This is a genomic window from Rheinheimera baltica DSM 14885, assembly GCF_000425345.1.
Lineage (GTDB): Bacteria > Pseudomonadota > Gammaproteobacteria > Enterobacterales > Alteromonadaceae > Alishewanella > Alishewanella baltica.
In genome coordinates this window covers 1-24,979 of sequence record NZ_KE384354.1, presented here as the reverse complement: position 1 = coordinate 24,979, position 24,979 = coordinate 1, and the positions used below count along the sequence as shown (strand labels likewise).

The following is a 24,979-nucleotide window of genomic DNA, read 5'->3' as shown; positions in this document are numbered from 1 at the left end:
AAGGATTAGACATGTTAACTCAGTTACATAACGTTGAACGTAACCTAAATCAGGTCATACTGGGCAAACCACATCAGATCCGGTTGGCGTTATGCTGCCTGTTAGCTGAAGGCCATTTATTGCTTGAAGACCTACCGGGTATGGGTAAAACGACTCTGGCACATGCGTTGGCTGACAGTTTAGGCTTGAGCTATCGTCGGGTTCAGTTTACCAGTGACTTACTGCCAGGTGATTTAGTCGGTATGAATATCTACGACAGCCGCTCACAACAATTTCGTTTTCAGGCAGGCCCGGTATTTAGTCAAGTACTGCTTGCTGATGAAATTAATCGCGCCAGCCCCAAAACGCAAAGCGCGTTACTTGAAGCAATGGAAGAAAAACAAGTCTCAATCGATGGCGAAACCCGGGCATTACCGAAACCGTTTTTTGTTATTGCAACGCAGAACCCGTTGTTTCACGCTGGTACATCTGCCCTGCCTGAATCGCAGCTGGACCGCTTTATGTTTCGTTTATCACTGGGTTTTCCTGATCGTAAAGCTGAACATTTATTATTGCAGCGTGACAGCAGTAACTCGCGGCTAGAGTTGTTAACTGAAAAGTTAGATTTAGATCAGTTACGCACCTTGCAGCAACAAGTACCGCAAATTAATGCATCGGATAGTTTAATTGACTACTTGTTATCCCTGGTAGAAGCGAGTCGTCAGCGCAATGATATGCTGCCACTATCGCCGCGGGCATCAAAAGCCATATTACGTGCGGCTAAAGCCTTTGCATTAATTAACAACCGTGACTATGTCAATGCTGACGATGTACAACAAGTATTCCCATATGTTGCAGAACACCGTTTAGATCCGACCTCTTCGGCGCAGGAAAGCCGTTTAAGCACCTTGATTCTGAAAGCGACACCATGTTCAATCTAAATTTTAAGCAGCGGTTGTATCAACGATACTGGCAGTTCGTAAGTAATTATTTAGATAAACGGCAACCTGCTGGCAGTACCGTTACCTTGGTGCAAAAGTTAATCTTTATTCTGCCAACCCGCTACGGCTGGTGGTTTTTTCTACTCATTATTCTGATGTATTTATTGGGCACAAATTATCAAAATAATTTAATTTTATTATTGTGCTACTTACTACTTAGTGTTTTTTTACTCAGTATCACAATGTGTTATTTGAATATGAGCGGCCTTACACTATCTACAGCTAAACCTGCAGAAGGCTTTGTTAATAGTGATATTGAACCTGAGATCCTAACTTCTTCGGCTAAACAACATATGATGTTGCAGTTTAGTTTGGTCCAACACAGTCAACTAATTACCATGCCACAACTTGAGCGTAGTGTACGCTTCAGTTTTACCGGCAAAGAGCGTGGTAGATTCGCTTTGCCACGGATAAAAATCAGTAGTCAGTATCCATTTGGTCTATGGCGCGCCTGGAGTTACATTGCACTGGATCAAATATATTGGGTGTACCCAACACCAATGGCACAAATCACAAAAGATAACGACGTTGATATTGATGACAAACCCCAATCGACGGTTCAAAGCGGTGATACATTGACGCCTTATCGCCCGGGAGACAGCATTCGACATATGGTCTGGAAGCGATTGGCGCGCGATCCTTTTAATCCAGTAGTGCGTCAGCAACTTACCTCACCACAGGCGGCACCAAACTGGGTTGTAGTCCCGGCATTGACAGGTGAAGCTCTCGAACGTGCCTTGCGCCAAGCCTGCCAACAATTGCTGACGCTAGAACAGACGGGTAAACGGTACGGCTTGCAGTTACCCCACCAGACATTACCACAGTCCTCTGGTTCGACACATTTACAACGTTGCTTGCAGGAGTTGGCGTTATGCTAATTCCTGCCAGGCTAGTTACCATTTGGGCAGTGTTGCAGTTGGGTATTTTACTGCTGTTGCAACAAGCGTTTGCTGTTTGGATGATGGCGCTATTTGCCTCAATGCTGGTCTACAAGTTAATTACCCATCTTAGCGGCAGACCAGCAATCGGGCTGAAACTGGTCAATCTGATAGCTGCTGTCATTGCGATAGCTCTGATGTTTAACCTGCGACAATCAGGCGTTTTGAATTTTATGCTGCAAATACTCCTGCTTGCAGCGATTTGCCGTTTGCTCGCACTTAAACACAGCTATGATGCGCGGCAACTGGTATGGGTGCACTATTTTTTGATTGGAAGCTGTTTTGTTATGCACCAAGACATGCTCGTTGCGTTGATTATATTCTTTGCCTTTACAGTAAATTTATACAGTCACTTTTATTTATTCGCGCCATCTGCCGTTAAGGTGCAATGGCATCAAACCGGGCGCAGTTTGCTAATTATATTACCTTTATGGCTTGGTATGTTTTTACTGTTTCCACGCGTACCGCCATTTTGGCAAATACCTAATGCTAAAATTGCCAGCTCTGGCCTAAGTGACACATTGGATCCCGGAAGTATTGAACAACTGGTACGGGATGACAGCTTAGCCTTTAGAGCCGAATTTGACGGTGCACCACCAAGTCAGGATCAACTTTACTGGCGGTCATACTTGTATGAAGATTTTGATGGCCGCCGTTGGCAAGTCAACGCAGTGCGTAAAAATAGAAACAGAATGCCGAATATTACTGCAACGGGTACCACCGATAATATGCAGTATCGTATTATCGCGGAAGCCAGTCGGCAGTACAATTTGTTTGCGCTAGCACTGCCCTCTAAAGTCAATAACGACGTATATATTGGCTCCGGCGGCTTAATAAAAAGCAATAAACCTGTTAGTCAACGCATAAGTTATCAGGTAACTGGTGCGAATACATTGATTGCTCTGGCAACGGATAATGAACGCGACATTAACCTTGATGTAGCCGAGGGCAATGCTGAAACACTGAACTTTGCCCGCCAGTTGGCTAAACAGCATAGTACGCCTGCCGCTCTGGTACAGGCAATCTCAGCACATTTTAATCAACAAGATTATTATTACAGCCTTACACCACCTATGCTTGGCAGTAATAGTATCGATGAGTTTTTGTTTGATACCCGTACTGGATTTTGTAGTCACTACGCGTCTGCAACCGCACTTATATTGCGTGCAGCAGGCGTTCCTGCACGCGTCGTTGGTGGCTATCAGGGCGGTGTCTGGCATCCCCAACAAGGTTATTTAGCCGTGCGCCAGCGCGAAGCACATGCCTGGGTAGAATATTTGTATGAAGATCAGTGGCATTTATATGATCCCACTGCCGCCGTCGCACCTGAACGGATCCTTGATAGTCTGGAATCAGCCTTAACTTTAGAACAACAGCAAATGCTGATGTCGGGTTGGCTAGAGCTGGAATTGCTGCAAAACCTGCGTCTGCAGTTAATGCACCTGGACTACTACTGGTCTGTGTGGGTATTGGGATTTAATGATAACAACCAGCAGGCGATTTGGCGCAATTTACGCCAGCATATCACCCTTATTGCGATAACGTTCACAACGCTCTTAGCATTGATCTTTGCCGGTTTTGTTTTTTCCTGGTGGCGAAATCGACCGCTAAACAGCACGCACGCAGCAACGTTGTTGATACAACGTCAATTAGGCAAGTTATTGCAATCTAAAGCGGCTAACCAGTCAATGTCAGCTTTCTTGCGTCAATTGTCAGCCCAACATCCAACACAACGTGATTGGTTAATCCTGCTGACGCTTAGCTATGAGCAAGCCGTTTTTAATAACGATACACATGCACTTAAGTCGTTGCAGAAACAACTTAAGTGCAATAGTAAACGCCTAAAGATCCTGCGCCGAAGTATTAAGAATACGTAGAGCGGTTTGTAAATGTTCGGCACAATGAATGCCAAGATCGGTAAGGTAGCCACCATCAGCCTGTGTCACCAAACCTTTTTCGTACAAACGTTTAATGGCGTCCAAGGTGTCAGCGTCTGCAGTTTGATGAACTTTTATCCCCTCCATCGCACTATCAAGGTTAAACAAAGTAAGCACACGAATTTCTGCGTTTAGTATTGGTGATATTGGCATATTAAACTTCCTGCTCTGATTGTTGTACTCAACATAGCTGGCATTGGCCCAAATGCAAAGCACTAATAAAAAAAAGCCCGGCAGGTTTTGTCCGGGCTGTAGTGTTAGGGTTTAATATCTGCCGCTTGCGGCAACTTAACTGACTGTGCATCCAACTCCAATATGGGTTGTTGTTGCAATCTTTGCTGCAGATATGCCAAAGCGGCATCAAGCTGTGCATCATGTCCGTTAAATCGAGCGTACGGTAAGTTATCTACTTCAGTATCCGGCACAACACCATATCCTTCGATGATCCAACGCCCATCGGCAGCAAATTGTGCAGTCTCAGCAACACGCGCCATACCGTTATCCGACAATCTATTGCGCCCAGATAACCAAACGCCAGCTCCTGCCGTACGCTTACCAATTAATGGCCCCAGGCCCAGCGCTTTTACGCCAGCAGAAAAAGTTTCACCGTCGGAATACGTAAGTTGGTCGGTCAGTACCACTAAATGACCACGAAACGTTTGTTGCATATTAGTGTAGGGCTTTCCTTGAGTGGGTTGCCAAAACGCCCAACTGCGACGTAGCAATTTTTCGATGATCCAACTATCAATATTGCCACCACGGTTGCGTCTTACATCAATAATTAAGCCTTCTTTGTCATATTGAGCGTAAAATTCCCGGGCAAAGTTAGCAATGTCACCAGCCCCCATCGCGTAGAGGTGTAAGTAACCAAACCGCTCATTACTTGCTTGCTCAACGGCATGTTGATTTGCAGTTACCCAATCCTGATAACGCATCAAGCTGTCACGACCGGTTGTTATGGGCTCAACCACGGTATTAATTTGTTGCTTTGCTCGCTCTAAGGTAAGCAGTACTTGCTTCCCTGCTTGATTACTAAGTGCCTGAGTTAACTGCGCTAAGTCGTTTACTTTCTGTCCGTTTATTGCTATCAATTTATCGTTTATTTGCACATCAACGCCTGGTTGAGCCAGCGGTGATGCCTGTTCAGGTAACTCTGGATCTGTCCGATAAATATGACGAATAATAATATGCCCTGCGATAACATCAAATTCAGCCCCCAAACTAGCGGCTTTCCCCGCTAAATTATCGTCGCGATAATCTCCGCCGCGAACTTGAGAATGCAGCGCATTTAACTCCCCCATCATTTGCGCCAGAATGTCGTCTAATTCAAATCTGTCTGTCACCCGAGCCAACAATGGTTGATATTTTTGTTTAGTGGCAGCCCAGTCTAAACCACGCATGCCTTTATCAAACAGAAAATCGCGGTGCAAACGCCAGGCATCGGCAAACATTTGCTGCCATTCATCAACCGGATTAATTTTTAACTGCCAGCTATCAATGTTTAATTTATGCTTACCCAGATCAGAAGGTAACTTATCACCAGCCTCGACAACATACATTGCTCCGGCCCCATTGTTACCAGATTTACGGATGAATAACGTCTTGCCATCTGCAGACAGCTGGTGATCCACAATGTCACTGACAACCTGTTCTACTTTTGCTCCAGTGCGGCTGAACTCTATATGACCTAACGCACTCTTGCTGCCTGGCGCACTGTCGCGTTGCAACAGGTATATTCGTTTGTCATTTACCACTAACTTTGCATAATTGCCTGCCGGAACCGGCACTTGCCACAAACGCGTGTTAAGTGCTTGCCAGTCAACTAAACTGCCCTTTTTATCACTGCGGTTTGCGCTTGCTATGCTGTCATCACACTGTTCCAGCTCTTGTTCTGGTCTAAAAGCAAAGCAAGCTTGTTGTTTCAGGCTAACCGCAAACAGCTGAGTGCGCCGGTCAAACATTGGGCCCAGGTTTCTGTCACCCCAAGGATGCCCCGGCGTTGCAGTAAACTGTCTATCAGATGCGAAATACAACCACAGGCCATCAGGGCTAAATGCTGGTGAAAATGACGGATACTTGTCAGATGTTATCAGTGCGCTTTGCTTATCGTCCAGATTATACAAAGCAACACGCGGGCGTTCATTTAATGCACCGTTGAAGGTGAATGCCAGCAATTTACTGTCAGCAGACCAGGTAATATCTTCATATTCTGACAGCCCAATACCGCCGGTGTATATCTTGGTATTTTTACCTGTACTTAACTGCAGTAACCACAAATCGCCGTTTTTATCATCATGGGCAAGGTACTCACCGTCTGGGGATAAACGTAACTGCCAACGATGAACACGCCCATCTTTGGTTAATTGTTTAGCCTTATTGCTACCATCAGCAGCAAATTGCCAAATTTCCTGCTCACCGGTTTGATCATTAATGGCATACACCCATTTACCATCTTTAGACAGTATGGCTTCACGAGAGCGGCTATTGGCTGGCGTATCAATTTGCACCAGTCGTTGTTTACCGGTCATTGTTAGTGCTATCTGGCCCCGGGCTGTAACAACAGCTTTATTGCTACTGCTTTGTTGCGCATGAAAATACGCCGAATTAAAGAACTGTAACGGCTTTTCAACCAATCGCTCTCGTTGCTGCACTAGATCAGATGTTAGCTGCAGCGGTAATGTCGCCGTGCTTTTATTGCTGATGTGTAACACCTGCAAATCGGCGCCTAGTTGGTATACAACTTTGCCAGCCGACACACTTATTCTGCCAATACGCCAGTCTTTATGCTGCGTTAGCTGTGTAAGCTCGTTGCCATCTGTATCGGTCGACCAAATATTGCTTTTACCGTCAGCGTCGCTAACAAAATACAGCCGATTTTCATAATACACGGGCTGACTAATACTGCCTTTATGGGCTTTGCTCAGTTGGCTCGCTTCGTCTTTACTGTTAAGTTTCCAGCGCCATAGCTCCCCCATGGCACCGCCTCGATATACTTGGGTGTTATCGCCGGTTAGTTGCAGACCAAAGCGGCTAAAATACAGCATGCCGTGTTGCTTATCGATGTAGCCTGCTGACGCATCAGCCAAGGGCAACGTTTCGGTATTAAGATTGTCGGGACTGACCAGCTTAAGCAGCCAGTAATTTGAAGGGCCTGCCGCACTGTCGGTGGCATATAAAATGCGCCCGTCTGCAAGCCACTGTTGAATGCGTATACGACTATTTTCAAATGTAACCCGCTTAGCAACACCACCTGAAAGTGGCATCGTATAAATTTCACTGGCTCCTTCATAGTTAGCAACAAAAGCCAGATTTTTTCCATCGGGAGACAATAACGGCTGAGTTTCTTCCGCCAGATGAGAGGTAATTCGTCGAGCCGGCTCACTGTTTAGCGAGCTCAACCATAGATCGCCTTCAGCGGTAAATACCAGATTATCCTGCTGCAATACCGCAGAGCGATAATAGCCCTGAACGGCTTGCAAAGGTAAAGAAAGCATGCCCACTAAGGCGGTGGTAAGCATAGAATAACGCAGTTTCATCATAGCCTCGTTATTGTCGGTTATTTGTCGCCACAACTTAGCAGAAGCAGCAACTCTCGCCAAACAAAAACGGCCAATCTCCTGTTTAGGCTGTTAAGCTAGTACGTTTTCTAAGGCTTTAATACACAAGACAATATTTTCCCGCCGCGCCGCGTAACCCATTAAACCAATACGCCATGCTTTTCCGGCAAACTCGCCAAGGCCAGCGCCAATTTCCAGGTTATATTGTACTAACAATTGTTTGCGAATAGCCGCATCATCAACACCTTTAGGAATATATACGGTATTTAACTGCGGCAAACGTGACTCTTCAGCAACCACAAACTCTAGCCCAAGTCTTTGCAGCTCTTGTTTTAATATCTTGTGCATATCGCGATGGCGCTGCCAGGCATTCTCCAATCCTTCTTGCGACAATAATCTTAACGACTCATGCAGTGCATAAAGCGTATTCACAGGTGCAGTATGGTGATAACTGCGTTTTGCACCGCCGCTCCAGTAATTCATCACCAGGCTTTGATCTAAAAACCAGCTTTGAACAACTGTTTTACGTTGTTTAATTTTTTCTACCGCTGCAGGTGAGAATGACACCGGTGATAAACCCGGGACACAGGATAAGCATTTCTGGCTACCAGAATAGATAGCATCAATGCCCCACTCATCTACTTTAAGTTCAACACCGCCCAAAGAAGTAACGGCATCAACAATGGATAAACAACCAAACTTTCGTGCTAATGCGCATAATGTTTTAGCGTCAGATAGCGCACCGGTTGACGTTTCTGCATGCACAAATGCCAGGTACTTCGCTTTGGGGTTGGCAACCAATGCCGCCTCTACAGCATGCGGATCTACCGGCTCGCCCCATGCATTGTCAACCACTATGGCTTCAGCACCACAGCGTTCAACATTTTGCCGCATTCGATCGCCAAACACGCCGTTGCGACAGACGATAACGGTATCACCCGGCTCCAATAAATTTACAAAACACGTTTCCATACCAGCACTGCCGGGTGCAGACACGGCTAAAGTCATGTCATTTTTAGTTTGAAAGGCATATTGCAAAAGCGATTTCAGTTCATCCATCATGCCAATAAACAGTGGATCTAAATGCCCGATTGTTGGCCTGGACTGAGCTGCAAGTACCTGTGGATACACATCAGATGGCCCAGGCCCCATTAATATTCGTCGCGGCGGTGAAAATGCAGAGACAACAGGTGGATTTAGCATATGATCTCCTTGTATAAGTGCAGCACACCTTAGCAAATTACAGGTGTCAACTGGATATTTCTGTACTAATAATGGTTATTCAACAGACAAATACAGTTTGGTTATCAGACTGCATGCCGAAAACGGAACTGAATTATGTTGCCAATATTACGGTTGAAAATAACAAATGTGTATGCGAAAGGCGATTACACCGTCACTGTGCATGTTGGCAGTGAGGCCGTACCACTGCAATTATTGCTAGATACTGGTAGTAGCACCTTAGCGCTGCACAGCAATAACTATAATCCGTATCACGACAGCGATTTAACCACTACCAGCTTGGTACAGGAAGTGATATATGGTATCGGTGGTTGGGCTGGTGCTGTTGCGAAAACGTCAGTGCAGTTGCACGGCAACATTAACCTGAACTTGTCGCACAACTATTTCGCTGTCGCAGACGCAGGTAATATGCCTTTTGCGAAAGCCGATGGCATTTTAGGTTTAGCGTATAAAAAGTTGAATCAAGCAACAGATATCAGTTTGTATTTGCAGCAACAACACCCTCAGTTAACAAGTAGCCTACCTTGGCCATTTAAATATAGCGGTTGTTCAGAGCTGAGCAAAATTCAAAGCTTACTGGCTGATTACCCCAAAAAAGATTTAACGCCATGGTTTTCAAATATTACACAACAAGGACTGACTGCTGATTTATTCTCGTTCTATTGTCGGCGTTCATCAGTTCATTGCAATGAAAATGGTGTGTTGGCTACGCAATCTGATCCGCTAAACCAAGGCTGGTTCATTCTTGGTGGTGGCCCGGAACAAGACGATCTTTATCAAGCACCATTTTTTGATGTCAAGGTTTTGCATGACGTTTACTACAACGTACTATTAACAGCAGTTCAAGTTGATGAGCAGCCATTGATTTCATGTTCTTTGGGTAAAGGTAATGACGAGTCAAATGGCTTTTTCGATACGGGTGCCGCGGGTATATTGTTACCAATAGATGTGTATCAGAAAATCACAGATGATATTTCAACGTTTAACCCCGCACTGGTGTCGGTATTATCAAAAATCCCTGCATTTAACGGTGTGGAGCAAGGTATTAGCAATCAATGGGTTGATACGACACAATGGCCAGACCTACATTTTTACTTCCTAGGGGTGAATGGTGAATCGATAAAGCTTACATGTCCACCTTGCGATTATTGGCAATGTAATGCCCCTGTTTATGGTTTAAGTAGCTTTAAAATAATTCCACAGTTAAAGCATTTTAGCAGTCAGCATATTATCGGCCTACCATTGCTTTGTAATTATTACACTGTTTTTGACCGACAAAGCCATAACACAGGTTTGATTCGTTGCGCACTGGCCTGCCGCTAACTTTATTTGCTATCCAACAATGCACAGTGGTTATAATGGCTATTTTTAACCTGCCAGAATGTGTCGTTCTGGTCTAGAAGGATGTTGTTATGTCTGCGTTACCTGCCTGTCCAAAATGTCAATCTGTCTATACCTACGAAGATGGCGCCTTATTAAACTGCCCAGAGTGTGGCCACGAATGGGCTGCTAGTGACGAAATAGACAACAACGGTCAGCAAATACGCGACAGTGCAGGCAATGTACTGCAGGATGGCGATACGGTTACCGTAATTAAAGATCTTAAAGTAAAAGGTTCATCGTCTGTGGTAAAAATTGGCACCAAGGTGAAGAATATCCGTCTGGTGGAAGGTGATCACGACATTGATTGCAAGATAGAGGGCTTTGGTGCCATGAGCTTAAAATCAGAATTTGTCCGCAAGGTACAGGATTAAGCGCCATTCCAGGTGAAGCTCGTTTCAGCCCGTAAGGGCTGAAATGGAACACGTATTATAACTGACCACGTAAAGCCGCTATACGCTTTTCCAGTGGTGGGTGGCTTAAAAATAGTTCAGACTTCGCAGCGCCACCGGCAATACCAAATGCCATCATGCTGCCTTCTAACCGGCTTTCATGGTTATGCTTCAAACGCTCTAAAGCAGCTACCATTTTGTTTGGTCCGCCTTCAAGTTTAGCTGCACCGGCATCTGCACGATATTCACGCTGACGTGAGAACCACATGACAATAATACTGGCCAGTACGCCAAACACCATTTCCAACACAATTACTGTGGCGAAGTAGGCAATACCACCGCCCTGATTATTGTTACCATTGTTATTCAACATACCGGCAATTAAACGCGCAAGGAAAATAACAAAGGTATTTACCACTCCCTGGATCAGCGTTAGTGTCACCATATCACCATTTGCAATATGCGATACCTCATGTGCCAGCACCGCCTCTACCTCGTCTTCACGCATATTACGTAATAACCCGGTGCTTACAGCGACCAGCGCGTTGTTACGGTTCATGCCTGTGGCAAAGGCGTTCATCTCAGGCGAGTCGTATACTGCAACCTCTGGCATACCAATACCAGCAGCTTTTGCCTGCCGGGCAACGGTAGTCATTAACCACTGCTCAGTGGCATTACGCGGCTGCTCAATAACCACAGCCCCCGTTGAACGCTTGGCCATCCATTTAGATATTGCCAGTGAAATAAATGAACCACCAAACCCAAATATCGCAGCAAATACCAATAACCCACTAATACTACTGCGATCAACGCCAAGAAAACTGAACACAATGTTGAGTACGATACTCAACACAAGGATCACCGCCAGGTTAGTTGCTAAAAATAAAAATATGCGTTTCATACTGCTTTACCTCAATTGGCTTACTGCTTTGAATTATGTGGGCTCGGGCTAGGAATTCAATTGCCACCACAACGATAATTTGTAAGAAAAGGTGTCGACAAAGAAAGTCTTCGTTACAATAGCGCACTTATTACGGGAGTTATCATGCAATTACTATTACTGAGCAGTTCACGGGTAAATAACAGCGACTATCTTGCGCCATATATGCCATGGGTGAAACAAGCACTGCAAGGTATAAACGAGCTGCTTTTCATTCCTTATGCCGGTGTTAGCTCAAGCTACGACGAATATCTGTTAAAAGTACAACAGGCTTTCAAATCGACCGGGATTATTGTTAGCAGTATTCATCAGCATACAAATCCCAAAACTGCATTACAAAACGCTCAAGCTATTTGTGTGGGAGGTGGCAATACGTTTCACTTACTTTATCAACTATATCAGTTAGATATAATTGACACCATTAAGGAACGCGTAACCAGAGGCGTGCCCTATATCGGCTGGAGTGCAGGCGCAAACATTGCTGGTGCCAGTATCAAAACAACCAACGATATGCCAATAATTCAACCCGCTTCGTTTGACGCATTAGGCTTCTTACCATGCCAATTGAACCCTCATTACCAAAATTTTTCACCCAAAGGTTTTCATGGTGAAACGCGCGATATGCGGCTAGCCGAGTTTATGCGCCTTAACCCGACAATGCCAATTATTGGCTTGCCAGAGGGATCAGCACTTGTACTAAAAGATAGCAATGTGAACTACATCGGGCAGGAAAATGGCTACTATTTCCTCGATGGCGTAAAATCAGCACTTGCGCCGAACTCTCTGATAAGATACAAAATTTAAATTAACACACTAATGTAATGGGTCATATGCGCTACGAGTATGGTCAGTTTGTCATAGACTCCAGCACCACAACTATTTTAATCGATAATAAACAGGTTAAATGTGACGACCGTATTATTCATTTAATGCAATTGTTGGCGCAGAATTACCCAGAACACTGCGATACCCAATACTTACTGGCTACCTTATGGCCCAAGCGAGTGGTAAGTATTAGTTCGTTAACACGTTTAGTTTCAGATAGCCGGGCTTTATTTCGCGCCCAAGGTGTTGAGCAGCCTATTATACAAACTCTACATGGCAGAGGTTACCGACTGGCTCACGAAACAGCCAATTTGTGTCGCTTAATCAACCAGCCCGGCCAGACGCCGGTGCAGCAACCCAAAAAAAATAGCCGCCGCATGTTATTTGTTGGTACAGTAGCCACACTGGCGGCGATCTTAACTTCCGGCGTAATTCACTTAGCCTTAAGCTCCTCAGGCACGATTAAAACAGATGTTGCGACATTAAAAATTGGTGAGCCGGTGTCCACAACAGCACGTATTTTGTGGGTTGACGATCACCCTGAAAACAACACGGAGGAGCTAGCTTATTTGCGTAGGCAAAACATTGCTGTTTACCAGGCGGTTTCAAGCGAAGATGCATTAACCTTGTTAGCCATGTATCAATACAAAGTGATACTAACCGACATGGGCAGGCAGGGCGATGCCTTGGCCGGTTTGCGATTAACTCAGCAAGTTAGACAAAATGGTATTTCTACTCCGATCATAATTTACACTATTATGCCGTCGGCAGCCCAAAAACAAATTGCGCTGGAACATGGTGCAAACGCTGTTGCGGTGGATAGAACGACCTTGTATCAGCTTCTAAACAATATAATCCGGCCTGACATTCCTTAATATTGTCTTTAAACCACTTACCCACCTGCAACTATAAATTTAACTAACCATGTTGTTATATGACCTTTTTGCAGAATATATCATCGTTTTCTCGGCACAGCTTTGTAAGTTGCTGAGCCAATTGTCCTGACAGCGTATTGTAAGCTTCGTTCAATGGCTTAAAGGGTACCACCGCCAAACAAGGTGCCTGTATTCGTTTACGCAGATCAGCAATATTTTGCTCAAGTAGCGCCATATCAGGGTCAATGCAATTTGCTACCCAGCCCACCAGCTTACAGCCACTTCGTGCAATTTCGCGTACCGTTAGCATGGCATGGTTTAAACAACCTAACTTCATCCCTACTACCATTATCACCGGTAGCTGTTGTTCTGCGACCCAATCGGCTAAATAGCGGTTGTCACTTAATGGCAGTAGCCAGCCTCCCGCGCCTTCAATAAGTAACTGATTGGCAGGCAACTGTTGCCAGTTTGCCATACTGCCAGACAGCAAGGCTTCATCAATATCCGGGTTTTCATTAAATGCCGCTAAATGCGGGGCTACAGCCGCATGAAAACAGATTGGATTTATCACATCATAGGGTAACGCGATACCAGAGTGTTGTTGCAATAGTAACGCGTCACCATTTCGTCCCTGCTCGTCTGCGCCAGCAGCGATGGGCTTTACACCTATGGCTTTGTCACCTAGTTGATTAAAACCGTTAAGTAACATAACACTGATAAAGGTTTTTCCGGCATCGGTGTCAGTTGCGGTAATAAAATAGCTATTCATTATTTGTTTTATAGCCCGTGATGATGAGTACCTGATAAGTCGCGGGCAACCCCAGCAAACCACGCTTTGTCTCGTAGGCTTCTGCCAGTTGCCGCCAATAATTTTTGCCGGTAAGCCCTTGCCTTACCCGCTCTGAAACCTGATTTGCCCCCAGTGCTTTTAATTCCCGCGCCAGGCTTTGCACATCTGGGTAATACAATACATAGCTGCGACGTTCAAATTGCCAGTGCATACCGGTTGCAGCAAGTGCTGCAGCCATCACCTGTTGCTCGCCTAAAAAAGCATTTACATGCTGACGGTTGTCCATGTTGGAAAATGCCTGCTTTAGCTCCGCCAGCGTGCCATCTAGCAGTGTAGTCATCACAACACGCCCACCCGGCGCAAGCACCCGGCTCACTTCAGCAAAAACCGCGTCAGGTGCAGGGCACCACTGCAACATCAAGCTGGAGAATATTTTATCAATGCTGCAATCAGGTATTGGTAGCGATGCAGCATTGGCTTGAATATAGTTTTCTGCCAGGCCCTGCTGTGCGGCTTTGTTTAACATACCAGAGCTTAAATCTACTGCGCTAAAACTGGCGCTGAAGTGACAAAAACGCGGATGGATCCAGCCTGGTCCACAGCCGATATCCAGCAACTTACCTTGCTGATCTGATGGCAAGCGGGTTAATGCATCTAATGCTACCTGTTGTTGCAGGCGCGCAGCAGAAAAGTAGCTGTCGCACGCCTTACTAAAACTGTCAGCAACCTGGGATAAAAAACCGTCTGTGCTATGTCGAATTAGGGCTGTCATAACGATTGCCTTAGTGTTTGCACCAGCAATTTAATGTCGGCCTCTTCATGTTGCGCGCTGAGGGTTATACGCAAACGGGCGCTGCCTTGAGGCACTGTCGGCGGGCGAATAGCGCTAAGCCAAATGCCGGCAGTTTTGAGCTTTTGGCTAAGTGCCAGTGCTTTTTCACTGCTACCCAGTACAAGGCCCTGAATTGCGCTGCTTGACGCAAGTAAGGGGAGATCAGAAGCTAAACGGCGAAACAGACTAATATTGCAATGCAGCTTGTCACGGCGCCAGTTATCGGCACGACACAAGTGGATACTTGCTATTACCGCTGCGCATAACGCTGGCGATAATGCAGTGCTGTAGACGTAATGCCGGCCAAATTGCTCCAGATAATCGATCACCGTTTTGCTCCCGGCCACAAAAGCCCCGCCAACCCCTAGTGCTTTACCAAAATTTGCCATTGTGCAAAATACTTCAGCGCGGCGAACACCTTGTTCAGCCGCTGTTCCCCGCCCCTCAGTGCCAAACACACCTAAACCGTGCGCGTCATCAAGCAGCAGCATTGCCCCGTTTTTTTGACACAGATTACTTACCGTATTCAGATCCGGGCTATCACCATCCATACTGAACACGCCCTCTGTCACCACCATTGCGCCAGCATGGCGTTGCAATAAGGTCGAAAGCCCGGCGTAATCATTGTGCGCAAAGCGTTTGAACAGCGCACTGCTATGTAAGGCGCCATCAATTAGCGACGCGTGACTCAGCTTGTCTAACAGCAGCGTGTCGTGTTTATCGCACAAGGTTGTTAGCATAGCGTGGTTAGCGGCAAAGCCGGATGAGAACAGCAATACCCGCTCTGCACCAAGCCACTCGCACAGCTGCTCGGATAACTGCTGATGCACATCGTGCTGGCCTGTAACTAAGGGCGAACCCGTGCTACCTGCACCGTATTTCAGTGCACCGTCAGCATAAGCCTGTAGTACCTGTGGCGCTGTCGCAAGGCCCAGATAATCATTACCGCAAAAATTGAGGTAGTCATTATCGGCAACCGTTACCACGCGCCCATTGTATTGTTGCAGCGTTTGCGGCGTGCGCAACAAATGCTGTTCTGCACGCGCATCAAGCGCCTGTTTAAGGCGCTGTAACTTTAACGTCTGCATTTAGCCTGCGGCGTGAAATAATGGCGGGTTGGCTTGCTCATTGATAGCATCGGCCAATGCTAGTTCATGCGCTTCATCTGACACATCGTGGCGCTGTTCTGGCTTAATTCCAAGTTTAGCAAACAACAGCATATCCGCATCGGCTTCGGGGTTATCAGTGGTAAGCAGCTTATCACCATAGAAAATCGAGTTTGCACCAGCAAAGAAGCACAACGCCTGCATTTGTTCATTCATCCGTGAACGCCCCGCAGATAAGCGTACATGGCTTTGCGGCAACATAATACGTGCTACAGCAATAGTGCGGATGAACTCAAACGCATCTAAATCGTCGACATTTTCAAGTGGTGTACCCGCGACTTTAACCAGCATATTAATTGGTACACTTTGAGGGTGCTCTGGTAAGTTCGCTAGCTGCATTAGCAGTGCTGAGCGGTCATTAGCACTTTCGCCCATACCTAAAATACCGCCACAGCATACTTTCATGCCCGCATCGCGAACATGCGTTAAGGTATCTAGCCGGTCTTGATAGGTACGGGTAGTAATAATCTCACCATAAAACTCAGGTGAGGTATCCAAATTGTGATTGTAGAAATCCAATCCGGCCTGTGCCAGAGTTTGCGCCTGCTCACCACTTAACATGCCCAGTGTCATACAGGTTTCCAACCCCATGTTTTTCACACCCTGTACCATTTCAATAATATAAGGCATGTCGCGCTGTTTTGGGTTGGTCCAGGCAGCGCCCATGCAAAAGCGGGTCGCGCCCTTGTCTTTTGCTGCTTTGGCCTGAGTAAGTACTTTTTCTACTTCCAGCAAACGTTCACGCTCCAGGCCTGTATTGTAATGGCCACTTTGCGGACAGTATTTGCAGTCTTCAGCACAGGCACCGGTTTTAATGGACAACAACGTACTTACCTGCACTTCGTTGGGCGTAAAGTGTTGACGATGCACGGTTTGCGCTTGAAATAATAAGTCGTTAAACGGTAATGCATACAAAGCGTTAACTTGCGCAAGGGTCCAGTCGTGTCGTACATCAGCCGGCATATTAATCCCTGTTCAGATTGAGGTTATAAAGGTTTTCGGCTAGTCTAACCGCCGGCAATGCATTGTCAACGCTGACCAGCAATAAAACTTTACTACAGGTTAAATAATGAGCATAAATATCGCTTTTGATCGCGAACATATCTGGCATCCATACACCTCTATGATCGACCCACTGCCGGTTTATCCTGTTGTAGCGGCCGAGCGATGCGAATTAATTCTGGAAAACGGCCAGCGCTTAGTTGATGGCACTGCCTCCTGGTGGTCAGCAGTACATGGTTATAACCACCCGATACTTAATAACGCTGTTACCACACAGCTAAGCAAAATGGCCCACGTTATGTTTGGCGGTATTACTCATCCACCCGCGGTGGAGTTGTGCCAACGCTTATTGCAAATGGTGCCGCAAAATTTAACCAAGGTATTTCTGGCTGACAGCGGTTCAATCGCTGTTGAAGTCGCCATTAAGATGGCATTGCAGTATTGGATGGAAAGCGCCACGCCAGAGAAACAAAAATTGATTAGCCTGCGTAAGGGATACCACGGTGATACTTTTGCAACGATGGCAGTGTGTGATCCGGTTGATGGCATGCATGACATGTTTTCCAGCTTGCTGCCCCAACATTACTTTTTACCTGCACCTCAAAGCCGGTTTGATGGCGAGTTTATCGAAAGCGACATTACCCCATTGGAAGAATTGCTGGTGGAGCATCACAGTGAAGTTGCAGCGTTAATTGTTGAGCCTATTGTTCAAGGTTATGGCGGTATGCGCTTTTACCATCCGGAGTTTTTACGCCGCGCGCGCGCACTATGTGATCAGTATCAGGTACTGTTAATTTGTGATGAAATAGCAACAGGTTTTGGCCGCACTGGTAAGCTATTTGCCTGTGAGCATGCCGATATTGCACCAGATATAATGTGTGTTGGTAAAGCACTAAGCGCAGGCTATATCACGCTGGCAGCAACACTGTGCACCGATGAAGTTGCCCGTGGCATTAGCTTAAGTGCCGCCGGCGGCTTAATGCATGGGCCTACATTTATGGCTAACCCGCTGGCATGTGCAGTTGCGAATGCCAGCCTGCAGCTTATTGAACAAGGCCACTGGCAACAAAAGGTTGCCATGATTGAGGCGCAATTAAAACAAGAACTTGCTCCTTGTCGTTTCTCCTCACAAGTAAAAGACGTGCGGGTATTGGGCGCAATTGGTGTACTGGAAATGCACAGCAAAGTCGACGTCGCTGCACTGCAACAGCAATTTGTTGAACTGGGTGTCTGGATCAGGCCATTTAACAACCTGATCTATATCATGCCGCCATTTATAATAAGCCCTGACGAGCTAAGCAAACTAACTGCGGCCATGCGAATTGTAACCAGTAGTTAAACCTGCAAATTCAAATACAGCAACAAGCCAATGCTGCCCAGTAGCAGCATGACAATATTAAAATGCAAATGATCACCACGTCGTCTTAAGCGCGCTCTATTTAGCACTAAGCTAATAGCGCTGACAATCGCCGCTGCCCAAAGCAAATATTGCAAATATGCGGTTAAGCGCGGATGCCAAACACTTCGAATGTCGATGTCCCAATAGCGTACCAGCCCGGTATCCAACTCCGGGCTGGCATAATGCGCGACAACCATACCTGCAATAAACAGTAGCCAGCCCAATACCGCTAAAATGCTAAAAGCCCGACACAGTAAATCGGGTCCTTGGCGCCGCTCATATTTTTCTGCTTTTTTCTGCTCAGCCGTCAATTTTATCATCCTGATAATTTTTACTTGTGTTGTGCGCTTGGCTCAGTATCATTACAGGCTTTACGCAGTTTTCTAAGTTTACACCCTCTGGAGTTTGTTGCATGACGCACGCCGTTATTAAAGATGTTTTAGCTGGTCGCTATGCCATCGGTGACACTGTCACCGTTAAAGGCTGGATCCGCACACGCCGCGATTCTAAAGCTGGCATTTCCTTTTTAGCTATACATGATGGCAGCTGCTTCGATGCTGTGCAGGCGGTTGTACCGTCTGAATTATCGAATTATGAGTCTGAAGTAAAACGGTTGACCACTTCGTGCTCTGTTGCTGTAAGCGGTGTAATAGCCCGCTCTGAAGGTCAGGGCCAGGCTTTTGAACTCCAGGCGAGCAAGGTTGACGTGTTGGGCTGGGTAGAAAACCCGGATACCTACCCTATGGCGCCAAAACGCCACAGTATGGAATATCTGCGTGAGCATGCACACTTGCGTCCGCGTACCAACATAATGGGCGCTGTTACCCGGGTGCGCCACTGTTTGGCGCAAGCTGTACATCGTTTCTTTCATGAGCAAGGTTACTACTGGATCAGTACACCTATAATTACTGGCTCCGACGCTGAAGGCGCGGGCGAAATGTTCCGCGTTAGCACACTTGACATGGAAAACCTGCCGCGCACAGACAAAGGCGCCATCGATTACAGTCAGGATTTTTTCGGTAAAGAAACATTCTTAACCGTATCTGGCCAGTTAAACGGCGAAACCTACGCTTGTGCAATGTCAAAAATTTATACCTTTGGCCCCACTTTTCGTGCTGAAAATTCCAACACCAGTCGTCACTTAGCCGAATTTTGGATGATAGAACCTGAAGTAGCCTTTGCAGAGCTTAAAGACATCGCGCAGCTGGCAGAAGACATGCTGAAATACGTATGTAAGGCCGTGCTGACCGAGCGTGCCGATGACATGGCATTTTTTGCTGAACGTATCGACCCTACGGCAGTCACCCGCTTACAACAGCTAGTTGATTCATCTTTCGTGCGTATGGACTATACCGACGCCATTGAAATATTAAAAAGCTGTGGCAAAAAATTCGAGTACCCGGTTGAATGGGGTGTAGACTTACAGTCTGAGCACGAGCGTTACCTGGCCGAAGAGCATGTTGGCGCCCCTATCATTATGCAAAACTACCCGAAAGACATTAAAGCGTTTTACATGCGCTTAAATGACGATGGTAAAACCGTTGCTGCTATGGATGTTTTAGCACCCGGTATAGGCGAAATCATCGGTGGTAGCCAGCGTGAAGAGCGCCTGGAAGCATTCGATGCGCGTTTAGATGAAATGGGCTTAGATAAAGAAGATTATGGCTGGTATCGTGACTTGCGCCGCTTTGGCACCGTGCCTCATGCTGGCTTCGGTTTAGGCTTTGAGCGTCTGGTATCTTACGTTACTGGTATTGGCAATATCCGCGATGTTATCGCCTTCCCACGTACACCGGGTAACGCTGATTTCTAAAAGCGAATCCAATAAAAAACCCAATAAAAAAGGAGCGATAAGCTCCTTTTTTATTTAATCTACCAAAGCGGTAGAGCAATAAGTGTTAATCCCAATACACCAGTTCAATTTCGCCATTGCCGATGTATTCAAAAACAACATACTAAAAGGATAAACGACATTATTTATACCTTATCGACCTCACTCAGCATCTCTTTTTCATATGATTTCACTGTTTTTCCGAATTCAGCTTTAAAACACGCACTGAAGTATGCAGGGCTAGAAAATCCAACGGCGTCGCTGATTTGAGCCACTTGCAAACCGCTGCCGATAAGTGACAATGACTTTCGAAGACGAAACCTACGAACGTATTCTGAAAAGTTGTAGTCAAAAAGCGCAGCAAGCTTGCGATTAAGTTGACGCTCACTCATGCGAAGGGATTTGGCTATCAGGTTTCTCGACAACTGTTCTTGATGGTAGTACTGTTCTATTTGCTGTTCAAACGATTCAATAAAGTCCCGATCTCTTGCACCTAATTGTTCTAACTGTGCCGAATTCAAGCTTTCAAGAGCGATGTTGGCGCCGAACTTTCTTCTCAGCATGTCTCTCAATGCAATCAAATTGCCAATACGCTCTACCAACGTTTTCTTTTCGAAAGGTTTCACAATATATTCGTCAGCTAAAGATTTCCATCCCTGTATTTTACTTTCGTCGTCGCCTTTTGCGGTAAGCATGACAAAGGGAATATGGGAGGTCTTTTGGTTTTCTCTGACAGTTTTAAGCACTTCGAAACCGTCCTTGTGGGGCATCATGACATCGCTAATAATCACGTCTGGGACAATATCCAATGCTTGCTGTAGTCCTTCTTGACCATCGAATGCGTGAACGCAGTTATAATAGGGAGACAAGGTGCGGTGCAGCAACGTCTGTAATGCACGATTGTCTTCTATAATCAATGCAATGGGTAACCCTTGGACGCTTTGCAAAGTTTGATTTGGCATGGTGTCATTCTCAGCTGCCAATAATGTGGCAGTGTGCAGTGTCAGCATTTCACCGATGTGTTGTTGGTTGCTGATATTGCTATGAATAAAAGAATCGGTGATTAAAGCTTTAGGAAGGCAAACATCGATTTTGCAGCCGTTGGTGTAGTGCTCATCTATATGTACTGTACCATTATGAGCTTCCACAAGTTCTTTGACTAATGCTAAACCAATGCCCGTCCCTGGCACGTTATGACTATTGCCACGAGAGCCTCGTTGAAATCGTTGAAAAATAACGGCTTTGTCAGATTCACTAATGCCTTCACCTGAATCGGCAATAGAAATTTTGATTGTGCTTTCAGGGGTCTCAGTGACAGTGCAACAAATATGTCCATCGATAGGGATATACTTAGACGAGTTAGACAGCAGGTTGGCAAGTACTTTATGTAACGCATCGTCATACATCAAGACCCAAAATTCATTAGTAATGTTTGTCGTGGCCGTCAGGTTCTTGTGGGTAAAAACGCTGGCAAAGCCAGCGAGTGTTTCTTCAATGCATTGACGAACATTATAGTGTTTCAGATCGGCTTTTTGATGATGCTCTAAACTAGCAAAATCAAGCAGTTGCTCTACCATTTTCAATAGTCGCTGAGCACTGTTTTTAATAATTGACGCCGATATTTTACCATTGTCCAAACCTGACTCCGTCTTTTCATTCAAAGACGAAAGTATCAATGTTAATGGTGTTCTAAATTCATGTGAGACATTGGCGAACAAGCGGTTTTTGTCGAGCAACAAAGATTCTATCTTTTTTGACTTTACCGTGAGCTCCAATGTCTTTTGTTCTACGCCTCGTTCAAGAGCTTGGGCTCTTAATGTAAGTGATTTAGTACGATATTTTATCGTCAGGTATACGGCCATAAGGCCTATTAATATATATCCCAAATAAGCTTGCCATGTTAACCAGGGTGGCGGCAATATATGTATGTCTAATGTGGCTTCTTGACTGGTTTGTTGCGAGCCAGAGGGGACAGTTTTTACTTTAAAGGTGTAGTTTCCCGATGGTAGCGTCGTATATGTTGCTACTGGGTTATCTGCATCAGTCATTACCCAATTGTCGTCTAATCCTTGTAACTGGTATGCATACTTTTGTTGCTTTGACGACACAAAGTCAACTGCAGAAAACCGCAGTGAAAAAAGGTATTGATCGTGCGTTAAGGTCAAGGTATCGGTATATTCTATTGCACGAGACAGTACAGAGTTTTCCTGTTTATGAGACACGGTCTGATTAAATATTTTCAGCTCGGTAATGTTAAGTGTTGCTGCTTTCGAAGATTGAATCATTGTACTGTTGGGCGGCAATGACAACAGTGAGTTGGTTGTGCCCACCAATAGCGCCTCTTCGTTGATAAAAAACAAACTGCTACGGCTCATCATTGTGATTTCAGGGAAACCCGAGACACAACTCACACACTGGGGGATGTCGTTCGACACGTTGTAGGTAAACAGGTGCAAACTGTCGGCAAACCAGTGGTACTCATTGTTACCCAATTGAAAATCCAGAAACGAATAGACCTCAGAGGTGTCAGTAAATAATTGTTTAAATTGATAGCTAACAAGGTCCAACGCAAAAATACCGCTGCCTTTTGTACCAGCCCAAACGGTGCCATCTTCCGGTTCAGCGAAGGAAATTATATCATGCTGACTATTGAACTCATGTTTAACTGTCATCGTTTTTGTATTAAGCAACTTAAGTTTTTTGCTAACTTCTTCGGCGACCAGTAGCTCTCCGTTCGATAAAGGCAGTATGGCTCTTATGGGTTTTTCAGTCGTATAAAAACTAATCTTGTTATTCTGTTTAGCGTACTTAAATATTCCCCCCGCTAAGTTGTTTTCTGTATTAAACATTCGTATCCCGAAAATGTCGCCGTTAGCTGCAGTTTCAAATCCGAAAACAGGCGAGTTGTCATTCGGAGCTGTAGTAGAGTCGAAATAGTAAGATATAACCACCCCTGATGCGTCGAGCTGAATGATGTCGCCGGAACGTAGCGCTATTATAAGGCCGTTGATGTGGTCTAACGCCGCCATCGCCCAAATAGTATCGGTTGCTTGGTATATATGTTTTGTTTGCTGTTCTACATGGTCGTAACTGAAAAGGTCTTTGCCGCATGAAAAGCGAATTTGGGCATGGTCTAATGATATAATATTCGATACTTCACAGCTTCCTTCACCGTTGACTATATGTCTCGTCATGCTTCTAAACTGCTCAGGGATCAAGCTGACACCTTGAGTTGTTGCAACCCAGAGTGTATTGTCACTCGCTTTAAACAAGTGATTCACTTGATTAGTTGGCAGTGTATCTTTGACTATTTCGCTTACTGATAGCTGCGAAAACACATGAGTTGCAATGTTTAGTTTAAATAAACCTCCCACATAAGCACCAACCCAAAGTTCATTGTCATTGACGCTGAGAATACTGCTAATCGTGTTCTGATATTTCGCTGCGCCAATGCCTGCAGGATAGTGACGCGTGAAGTTAGACGTAACGGGGTTGTAAACAGCCAAGCCATTTACCGTACCAAACCAAATATCACCACTGACACTGACCTTTACATCTGAAATATAATTGTGGTTAATACTATTGAGATTATCTACTTCATGTTGAAAATGTCGCATTCCGTCGGCCGAATAACGAAAGGCGCCCTTTGTTGCAGTCGCGATCCATATGGCACCTTCGTGATGAACCGTTTTGACATACTCTGTTTCATCGGGCAAAGGTGACGAGTATATAGTGTTCACTATTTCTAGCTTACCCGAAGAAGTTGATACTTTAGCTAAGGAGTTTGAGGTTAAGAGCCAAATTTCTCCGTCTACTTGATGCATGTCTACGACAGAAGTAATCGCTGCCGAATCGTCGACAACAGTACCGAATTTTTCAGCAAGGCCAATAAATGTTTCGGAGCGTTTATCGAATAGTCGAACTTCTTCACCTTGAAATCCGAGCCAGATAAGACCTTGTTGATCTTCAATAGCAGTATTAATTTTACCTAAATTTTTGGGCGAACTATATTGCTTTACATCTGTGCCGTCGAACCTTACCAAGCCCAACTGTGCACTCAATAACCATATAAAGCCATCTTGGCTTTGAAATACCTTTGTCACCTTGCCTAATTCGAAACCGTCTACTTTGCTAATGTTGATAACACTTGGACCGATTGATTGAAATCTAGGGGCTTCAGCTCTTAATGAGAAAGCACAAAATAGGCTGCTCAACGCAGCAAAAAATGAAACTAAAAAATTTATTTTTATTAGTATTTTTTTCACACCAACCTCTACTTTAGTGCTAATGCATCATTCAGTTTTCATCTAGCTTATTGAAGAAACATAAATTTTTAAATGATGTTACGTTAAAAAGCTTACAACTTTGTAGAATTTTACATTAATTTCAATTAGCCACCCCACATAAACACGGAATCATCCTAAACCTTACAACTTCAAGATATTGAAATTTATAAGGAATTATAATGTTGTCTCATTTTTTATTTTCTCAGTCTCATAATTGATATCAGAAAGTTACCCAGCACATTTATGGTTTACCGCATCGAGTTTGCAGATACCGCCAAATGCGTATTTCGGGATGATCCGGCCAGCGATTTCGGCATGAGTCGGCCACCCATTTCGGTATCATCCGGCCACTGATTTCGGCCTCATCCGGCCATCTGTTTCGGTATCGTCCGGCCAGTTTGTTCTTCCTTCGTTTTACGGACTTTGGCATAACAGTTTTTTAACTGTTTTGCCGGAGTAGTCATGACACGTAAAAAGAAAATGGTAAGGACAGATATGCAAACTTATCTGGATATATTCCGCCTCAAATTTGAAGCACGGTTAAGCGATCGGCAAATCTCCCAAGCGTTGAATATTGGTCGGGCAACCATCAGTGATTTGGTTATCC

At 45.3% G+C, this 24,979-nt stretch carries 19 protein-coding genes; 9 read left to right on the top strand and 10 right to left on the bottom strand.

Annotated elements, in window-relative coordinates:
- Positions 1-11: 11 nt before the first annotated feature.
- The 3 genes from H595_RS0121135 to H595_RS0121125 are packed head-to-tail and all read left to right on the top strand — an operon-like array spanning position 12 to position 3,795.
- A complete protein-coding gene (locus tag H595_RS0121135) occupies positions 12-920 on the top strand; it encodes an AAA family ATPase (RefSeq protein ID WP_027672905.1) in 909 nt (302 codons plus the stop codon).
- Positions 908-1,858: a DUF58 domain-containing protein gene (locus H595_RS0121130; RefSeq protein WP_027672904.1), complete on the top strand. Its 951-nt coding sequence runs from the start codon at positions 908-910 to the stop codon at positions 1,856-1,858. The genes H595_RS0121135 and H595_RS0121130 overlap by 13 nt, the downstream gene beginning before the upstream one ends.
- Positions 1,852-3,795, top strand: coding sequence for a transglutaminase TgpA family protein (locus H595_RS0121125; RefSeq protein ID WP_051220048.1), 1,944 nt, complete (start codon positions 1,852-1,854; stop codon positions 3,793-3,795). Before H595_RS0121130 ends, H595_RS0121125 begins: the two co-directional genes overlap by 7 nt.
- On the opposite strand, the gene H595_RS0121120 is transcribed toward H595_RS0121125, so the two are convergent.
- The 3 genes from H595_RS0121120 to H595_RS0121110 all read right to left on the bottom strand — a co-directional run bounded on the left by H595_RS0121120 (position 3,760) and on the right by H595_RS0121110 (position 8,615).
- Positions 3,760-4,008, bottom strand: coding sequence for a TIGR02647 family protein (locus tag H595_RS0121120; RefSeq protein WP_027672902.1), 249 nt, complete (start codon positions 4,006-4,008; stop codon positions 3,760-3,762). The genes H595_RS0121125 and H595_RS0121120 overlap by 36 nt on opposite strands.
- Before the next feature lie 104 nt (positions 4,009-4,112).
- Positions 4,113-7,454, bottom strand: a complete 3,342-nt coding sequence (locus H595_RS0121115) for a S41 family peptidase (RefSeq protein WP_240474966.1) — start codon at positions 7,452-7,454, stop codon at positions 4,113-4,115.
- A 30-nt stretch (positions 7,455-7,484) separates the two neighbouring features.
- Positions 7,485-8,615: a pyridoxal-phosphate-dependent aminotransferase family protein gene (locus H595_RS0121110; RefSeq protein WP_027672900.1), complete on the bottom strand. Its 1,131-nt coding sequence runs from the start codon at positions 8,613-8,615 to the stop codon at positions 7,485-7,487.
- A gap of 135 nt (positions 8,616-8,750) precedes the next feature.
- Here H595_RS0121110 and H595_RS0121105 point away from each other — a divergent pair, with 135 nt between their 5' ends.
- Together H595_RS0121105 and H595_RS0121100 are read left to right on the top strand one after the other, a co-directional pair.
- Positions 8,751-9,977 carry a pepsin-like aspartic protease gene (locus H595_RS0121105; RefSeq protein ID WP_027672899.1) on the top strand — a complete coding sequence of 409 codons (1,227 nt, stop codon included), beginning with the start codon at positions 8,751-8,753 and terminating at the stop codon, positions 9,975-9,977.
- An 89-nt stretch (positions 9,978-10,066) separates the two neighbouring features.
- A complete protein-coding gene (locus tag H595_RS0121100; protein ID WP_027672898.1) occupies positions 10,067-10,408 on the top strand; it encodes a zinc ribbon domain-containing protein YjdM in 342 nt (113 codons plus the stop codon).
- Between the two features lie 55 nt (positions 10,409-10,463).
- Here H595_RS0121100 and htpX read toward each other — a convergent pair whose 3' ends face one another.
- Positions 10,464-11,327, bottom strand: a complete 864-nt coding sequence (gene htpX, locus H595_RS0121095; protein WP_027672897.1) for a protease HtpX — start codon at positions 11,325-11,327, stop codon at positions 10,464-10,466.
- A 144-nt stretch (positions 11,328-11,471) separates the two neighbouring features.
- Between htpX and pepE the strand changes: the two genes are divergently transcribed.
- Together pepE and H595_RS0121085 are read left to right on the top strand one after the other, a co-directional pair.
- Complete coding sequence (gene pepE, locus H595_RS0121090; protein WP_027672896.1) at positions 11,472-12,170, top strand: dipeptidase PepE; 699 nt, start codon at positions 11,472-11,474, stop codon at positions 12,168-12,170.
- A gap of 26 nt (positions 12,171-12,196) precedes the next feature.
- On the top strand, positions 12,197-13,066 hold the full coding sequence (locus H595_RS0121085) for a response regulator (protein ID WP_027672895.1): 870 nt from the start codon (positions 12,197-12,199) through the stop codon (positions 13,064-13,066).
- 55 nt (positions 13,067-13,121) lie between these two features.
- Here the strand turns inward: H595_RS0121085 and bioD are convergent, their stop codons facing one another.
- The 4 genes from bioD to bioB are packed head-to-tail and all read right to left on the bottom strand — an operon-like array spanning position 13,122 to position 16,817.
- Complete coding sequence (gene bioD / locus H595_RS23325; RefSeq protein ID WP_051220047.1) at positions 13,122-13,835, bottom strand: dethiobiotin synthase; 714 nt, start codon at positions 13,833-13,835, stop codon at positions 13,122-13,124.
- Complete coding sequence (locus H595_RS0121075) at positions 13,828-14,628, bottom strand: methyltransferase domain-containing protein (RefSeq protein WP_027672894.1); 801 nt, start codon at positions 14,626-14,628, stop codon at positions 13,828-13,830. The genes bioD and H595_RS0121075 overlap by 8 nt, the downstream gene beginning before the upstream one ends.
- Positions 14,625-15,776 carry an aminotransferase class I/II-fold pyridoxal phosphate-dependent enzyme gene (locus tag H595_RS0121070; protein WP_027672893.1) on the bottom strand — a complete coding sequence of 384 codons (1,152 nt, stop codon included), beginning with the start codon at positions 15,774-15,776 and terminating at the stop codon, positions 14,625-14,627. Before H595_RS0121070 ends, H595_RS0121075 begins: the two co-directional genes overlap by 4 nt.
- Positions 15,777-16,817: a biotin synthase BioB gene (bioB, locus tag H595_RS0121065; RefSeq protein ID WP_027672892.1), complete on the bottom strand. Its 1,041-nt coding sequence runs from the start codon at positions 16,815-16,817 to the stop codon at positions 15,777-15,779.
- Between the two features lie 106 nt (positions 16,818-16,923).
- On the opposite strand from bioB, the gene bioA reads away from it, so the two are divergent.
- Positions 16,924-18,195 carry an adenosylmethionine--8-amino-7-oxononanoate transaminase gene (bioA, locus tag H595_RS0121060; protein WP_027672891.1) on the top strand — a complete coding sequence of 424 codons (1,272 nt, stop codon included), beginning with the start codon at positions 16,924-16,926 and terminating at the stop codon, positions 18,193-18,195.
- Here the strand turns inward: bioA and H595_RS0121055 are convergent.
- Positions 18,192-18,566, bottom strand: coding sequence for a hypothetical protein (locus H595_RS0121055; RefSeq protein WP_027672890.1), 375 nt, complete (start codon positions 18,564-18,566; stop codon positions 18,192-18,194). The genes bioA and H595_RS0121055 overlap by 4 nt on opposite strands.
- A gap of 101 nt (positions 18,567-18,667) precedes the next feature.
- Between H595_RS0121055 and asnS the strand changes: the two genes are divergently transcribed.
- Positions 18,668-20,068, top strand: coding sequence for an asparagine--tRNA ligase (asnS, locus tag H595_RS0121045; RefSeq protein WP_027672889.1), 1,401 nt, complete (start codon positions 18,668-18,670; stop codon positions 20,066-20,068).
- A gap of 164 nt (positions 20,069-20,232) precedes the next feature.
- On the opposite strand, the gene H595_RS0121040 is transcribed toward asnS, so the two are convergent.
- Positions 20,233-24,351, bottom strand: a complete 4,119-nt coding sequence (locus tag H595_RS0121040; RefSeq protein WP_027672888.1) for a hybrid sensor histidine kinase/response regulator transcription factor — start codon at positions 24,349-24,351, stop codon at positions 20,233-20,235.
- Positions 24,352-24,979: the final 628 nt, after the last annotated feature.

What these genes read in the sequence shown, in the direction of transcription:
- H595_RS0121110 (WP_027672900.1), bottom strand. Translation starts at nt 8,615, where the DNA reads ATGCTAAATCCACCTGTTGTCTCTGCATTTTCACCGCCGCGACGAATA.
- pepE (WP_027672896.1), top strand. Translation starts at nt 11,472, where the DNA reads ATGCAATTACTATTACTGAGCAGTTCACGGGTAAATAACAGCGACTAT.
- bioB (WP_027672892.1), bottom strand. Translation starts at nt 16,817, where the DNA reads ATGCCGGCTGATGTACGACACGACTGGACCCTTGCGCAAGTTAACGCT.
- H595_RS0121125 (WP_051220048.1), top strand. Translation starts at nt 1,852, where the DNA reads ATGCTAATTCCTGCCAGGCTAGTTACCATTTGGGCAGTGTTGCAGTTG.
- bioD (WP_051220047.1), bottom strand. Translation starts at nt 13,835, where the DNA reads ATGAATAGCTATTTTATTACCGCAACTGACACCGATGCCGGAAAAACC.
- H595_RS0121100 (WP_027672898.1), top strand. Translation starts at nt 10,067, where the DNA reads ATGTCTGCGTTACCTGCCTGTCCAAAATGTCAATCTGTCTATACCTAC.
- bioA (WP_027672891.1), top strand. Translation starts at nt 16,924, where the DNA reads ATGAGCATAAATATCGCTTTTGATCGCGAACATATCTGGCATCCATAC.
- H595_RS0121085 (WP_027672895.1), top strand. Translation starts at nt 12,197, where the DNA reads ATGCGCTACGAGTATGGTCAGTTTGTCATAGACTCCAGCACCACAACT.
- asnS (WP_027672889.1), top strand. Translation starts at nt 18,668, where the DNA reads ATGACGCACGCCGTTATTAAAGATGTTTTAGCTGGTCGCTATGCCATC.
- H595_RS0121075 (WP_027672894.1), bottom strand. Translation starts at nt 14,628, where the DNA reads ATGACAGCCCTAATTCGACATAGCACAGACGGTTTTTTATCCCAGGTT.
- H595_RS0121105 (WP_027672899.1), top strand. Translation starts at nt 8,751, where the DNA reads ATGTTGCCAATATTACGGTTGAAAATAACAAATGTGTATGCGAAAGGC.
- H595_RS0121070 (WP_027672893.1), bottom strand. Translation starts at nt 15,776, where the DNA reads ATGCAGACGTTAAAGTTACAGCGCCTTAAACAGGCGCTTGATGCGCGT.
- H595_RS0121135 (WP_027672905.1), top strand. Translation starts at nt 12, where the DNA reads ATGTTAACTCAGTTACATAACGTTGAACGTAACCTAAATCAGGTCATA.
- H595_RS0121120 (WP_027672902.1), bottom strand. Translation starts at nt 4,008, where the DNA reads ATGCCAATATCACCAATACTAAACGCAGAAATTCGTGTGCTTACTTTG.
- htpX (WP_027672897.1), bottom strand. Translation starts at nt 11,327, where the DNA reads ATGAAACGCATATTTTTATTTTTAGCAACTAACCTGGCGGTGATCCTT.
- H595_RS0121130 (WP_027672904.1), top strand. Translation starts at nt 908, where the DNA reads ATGTTCAATCTAAATTTTAAGCAGCGGTTGTATCAACGATACTGGCAG.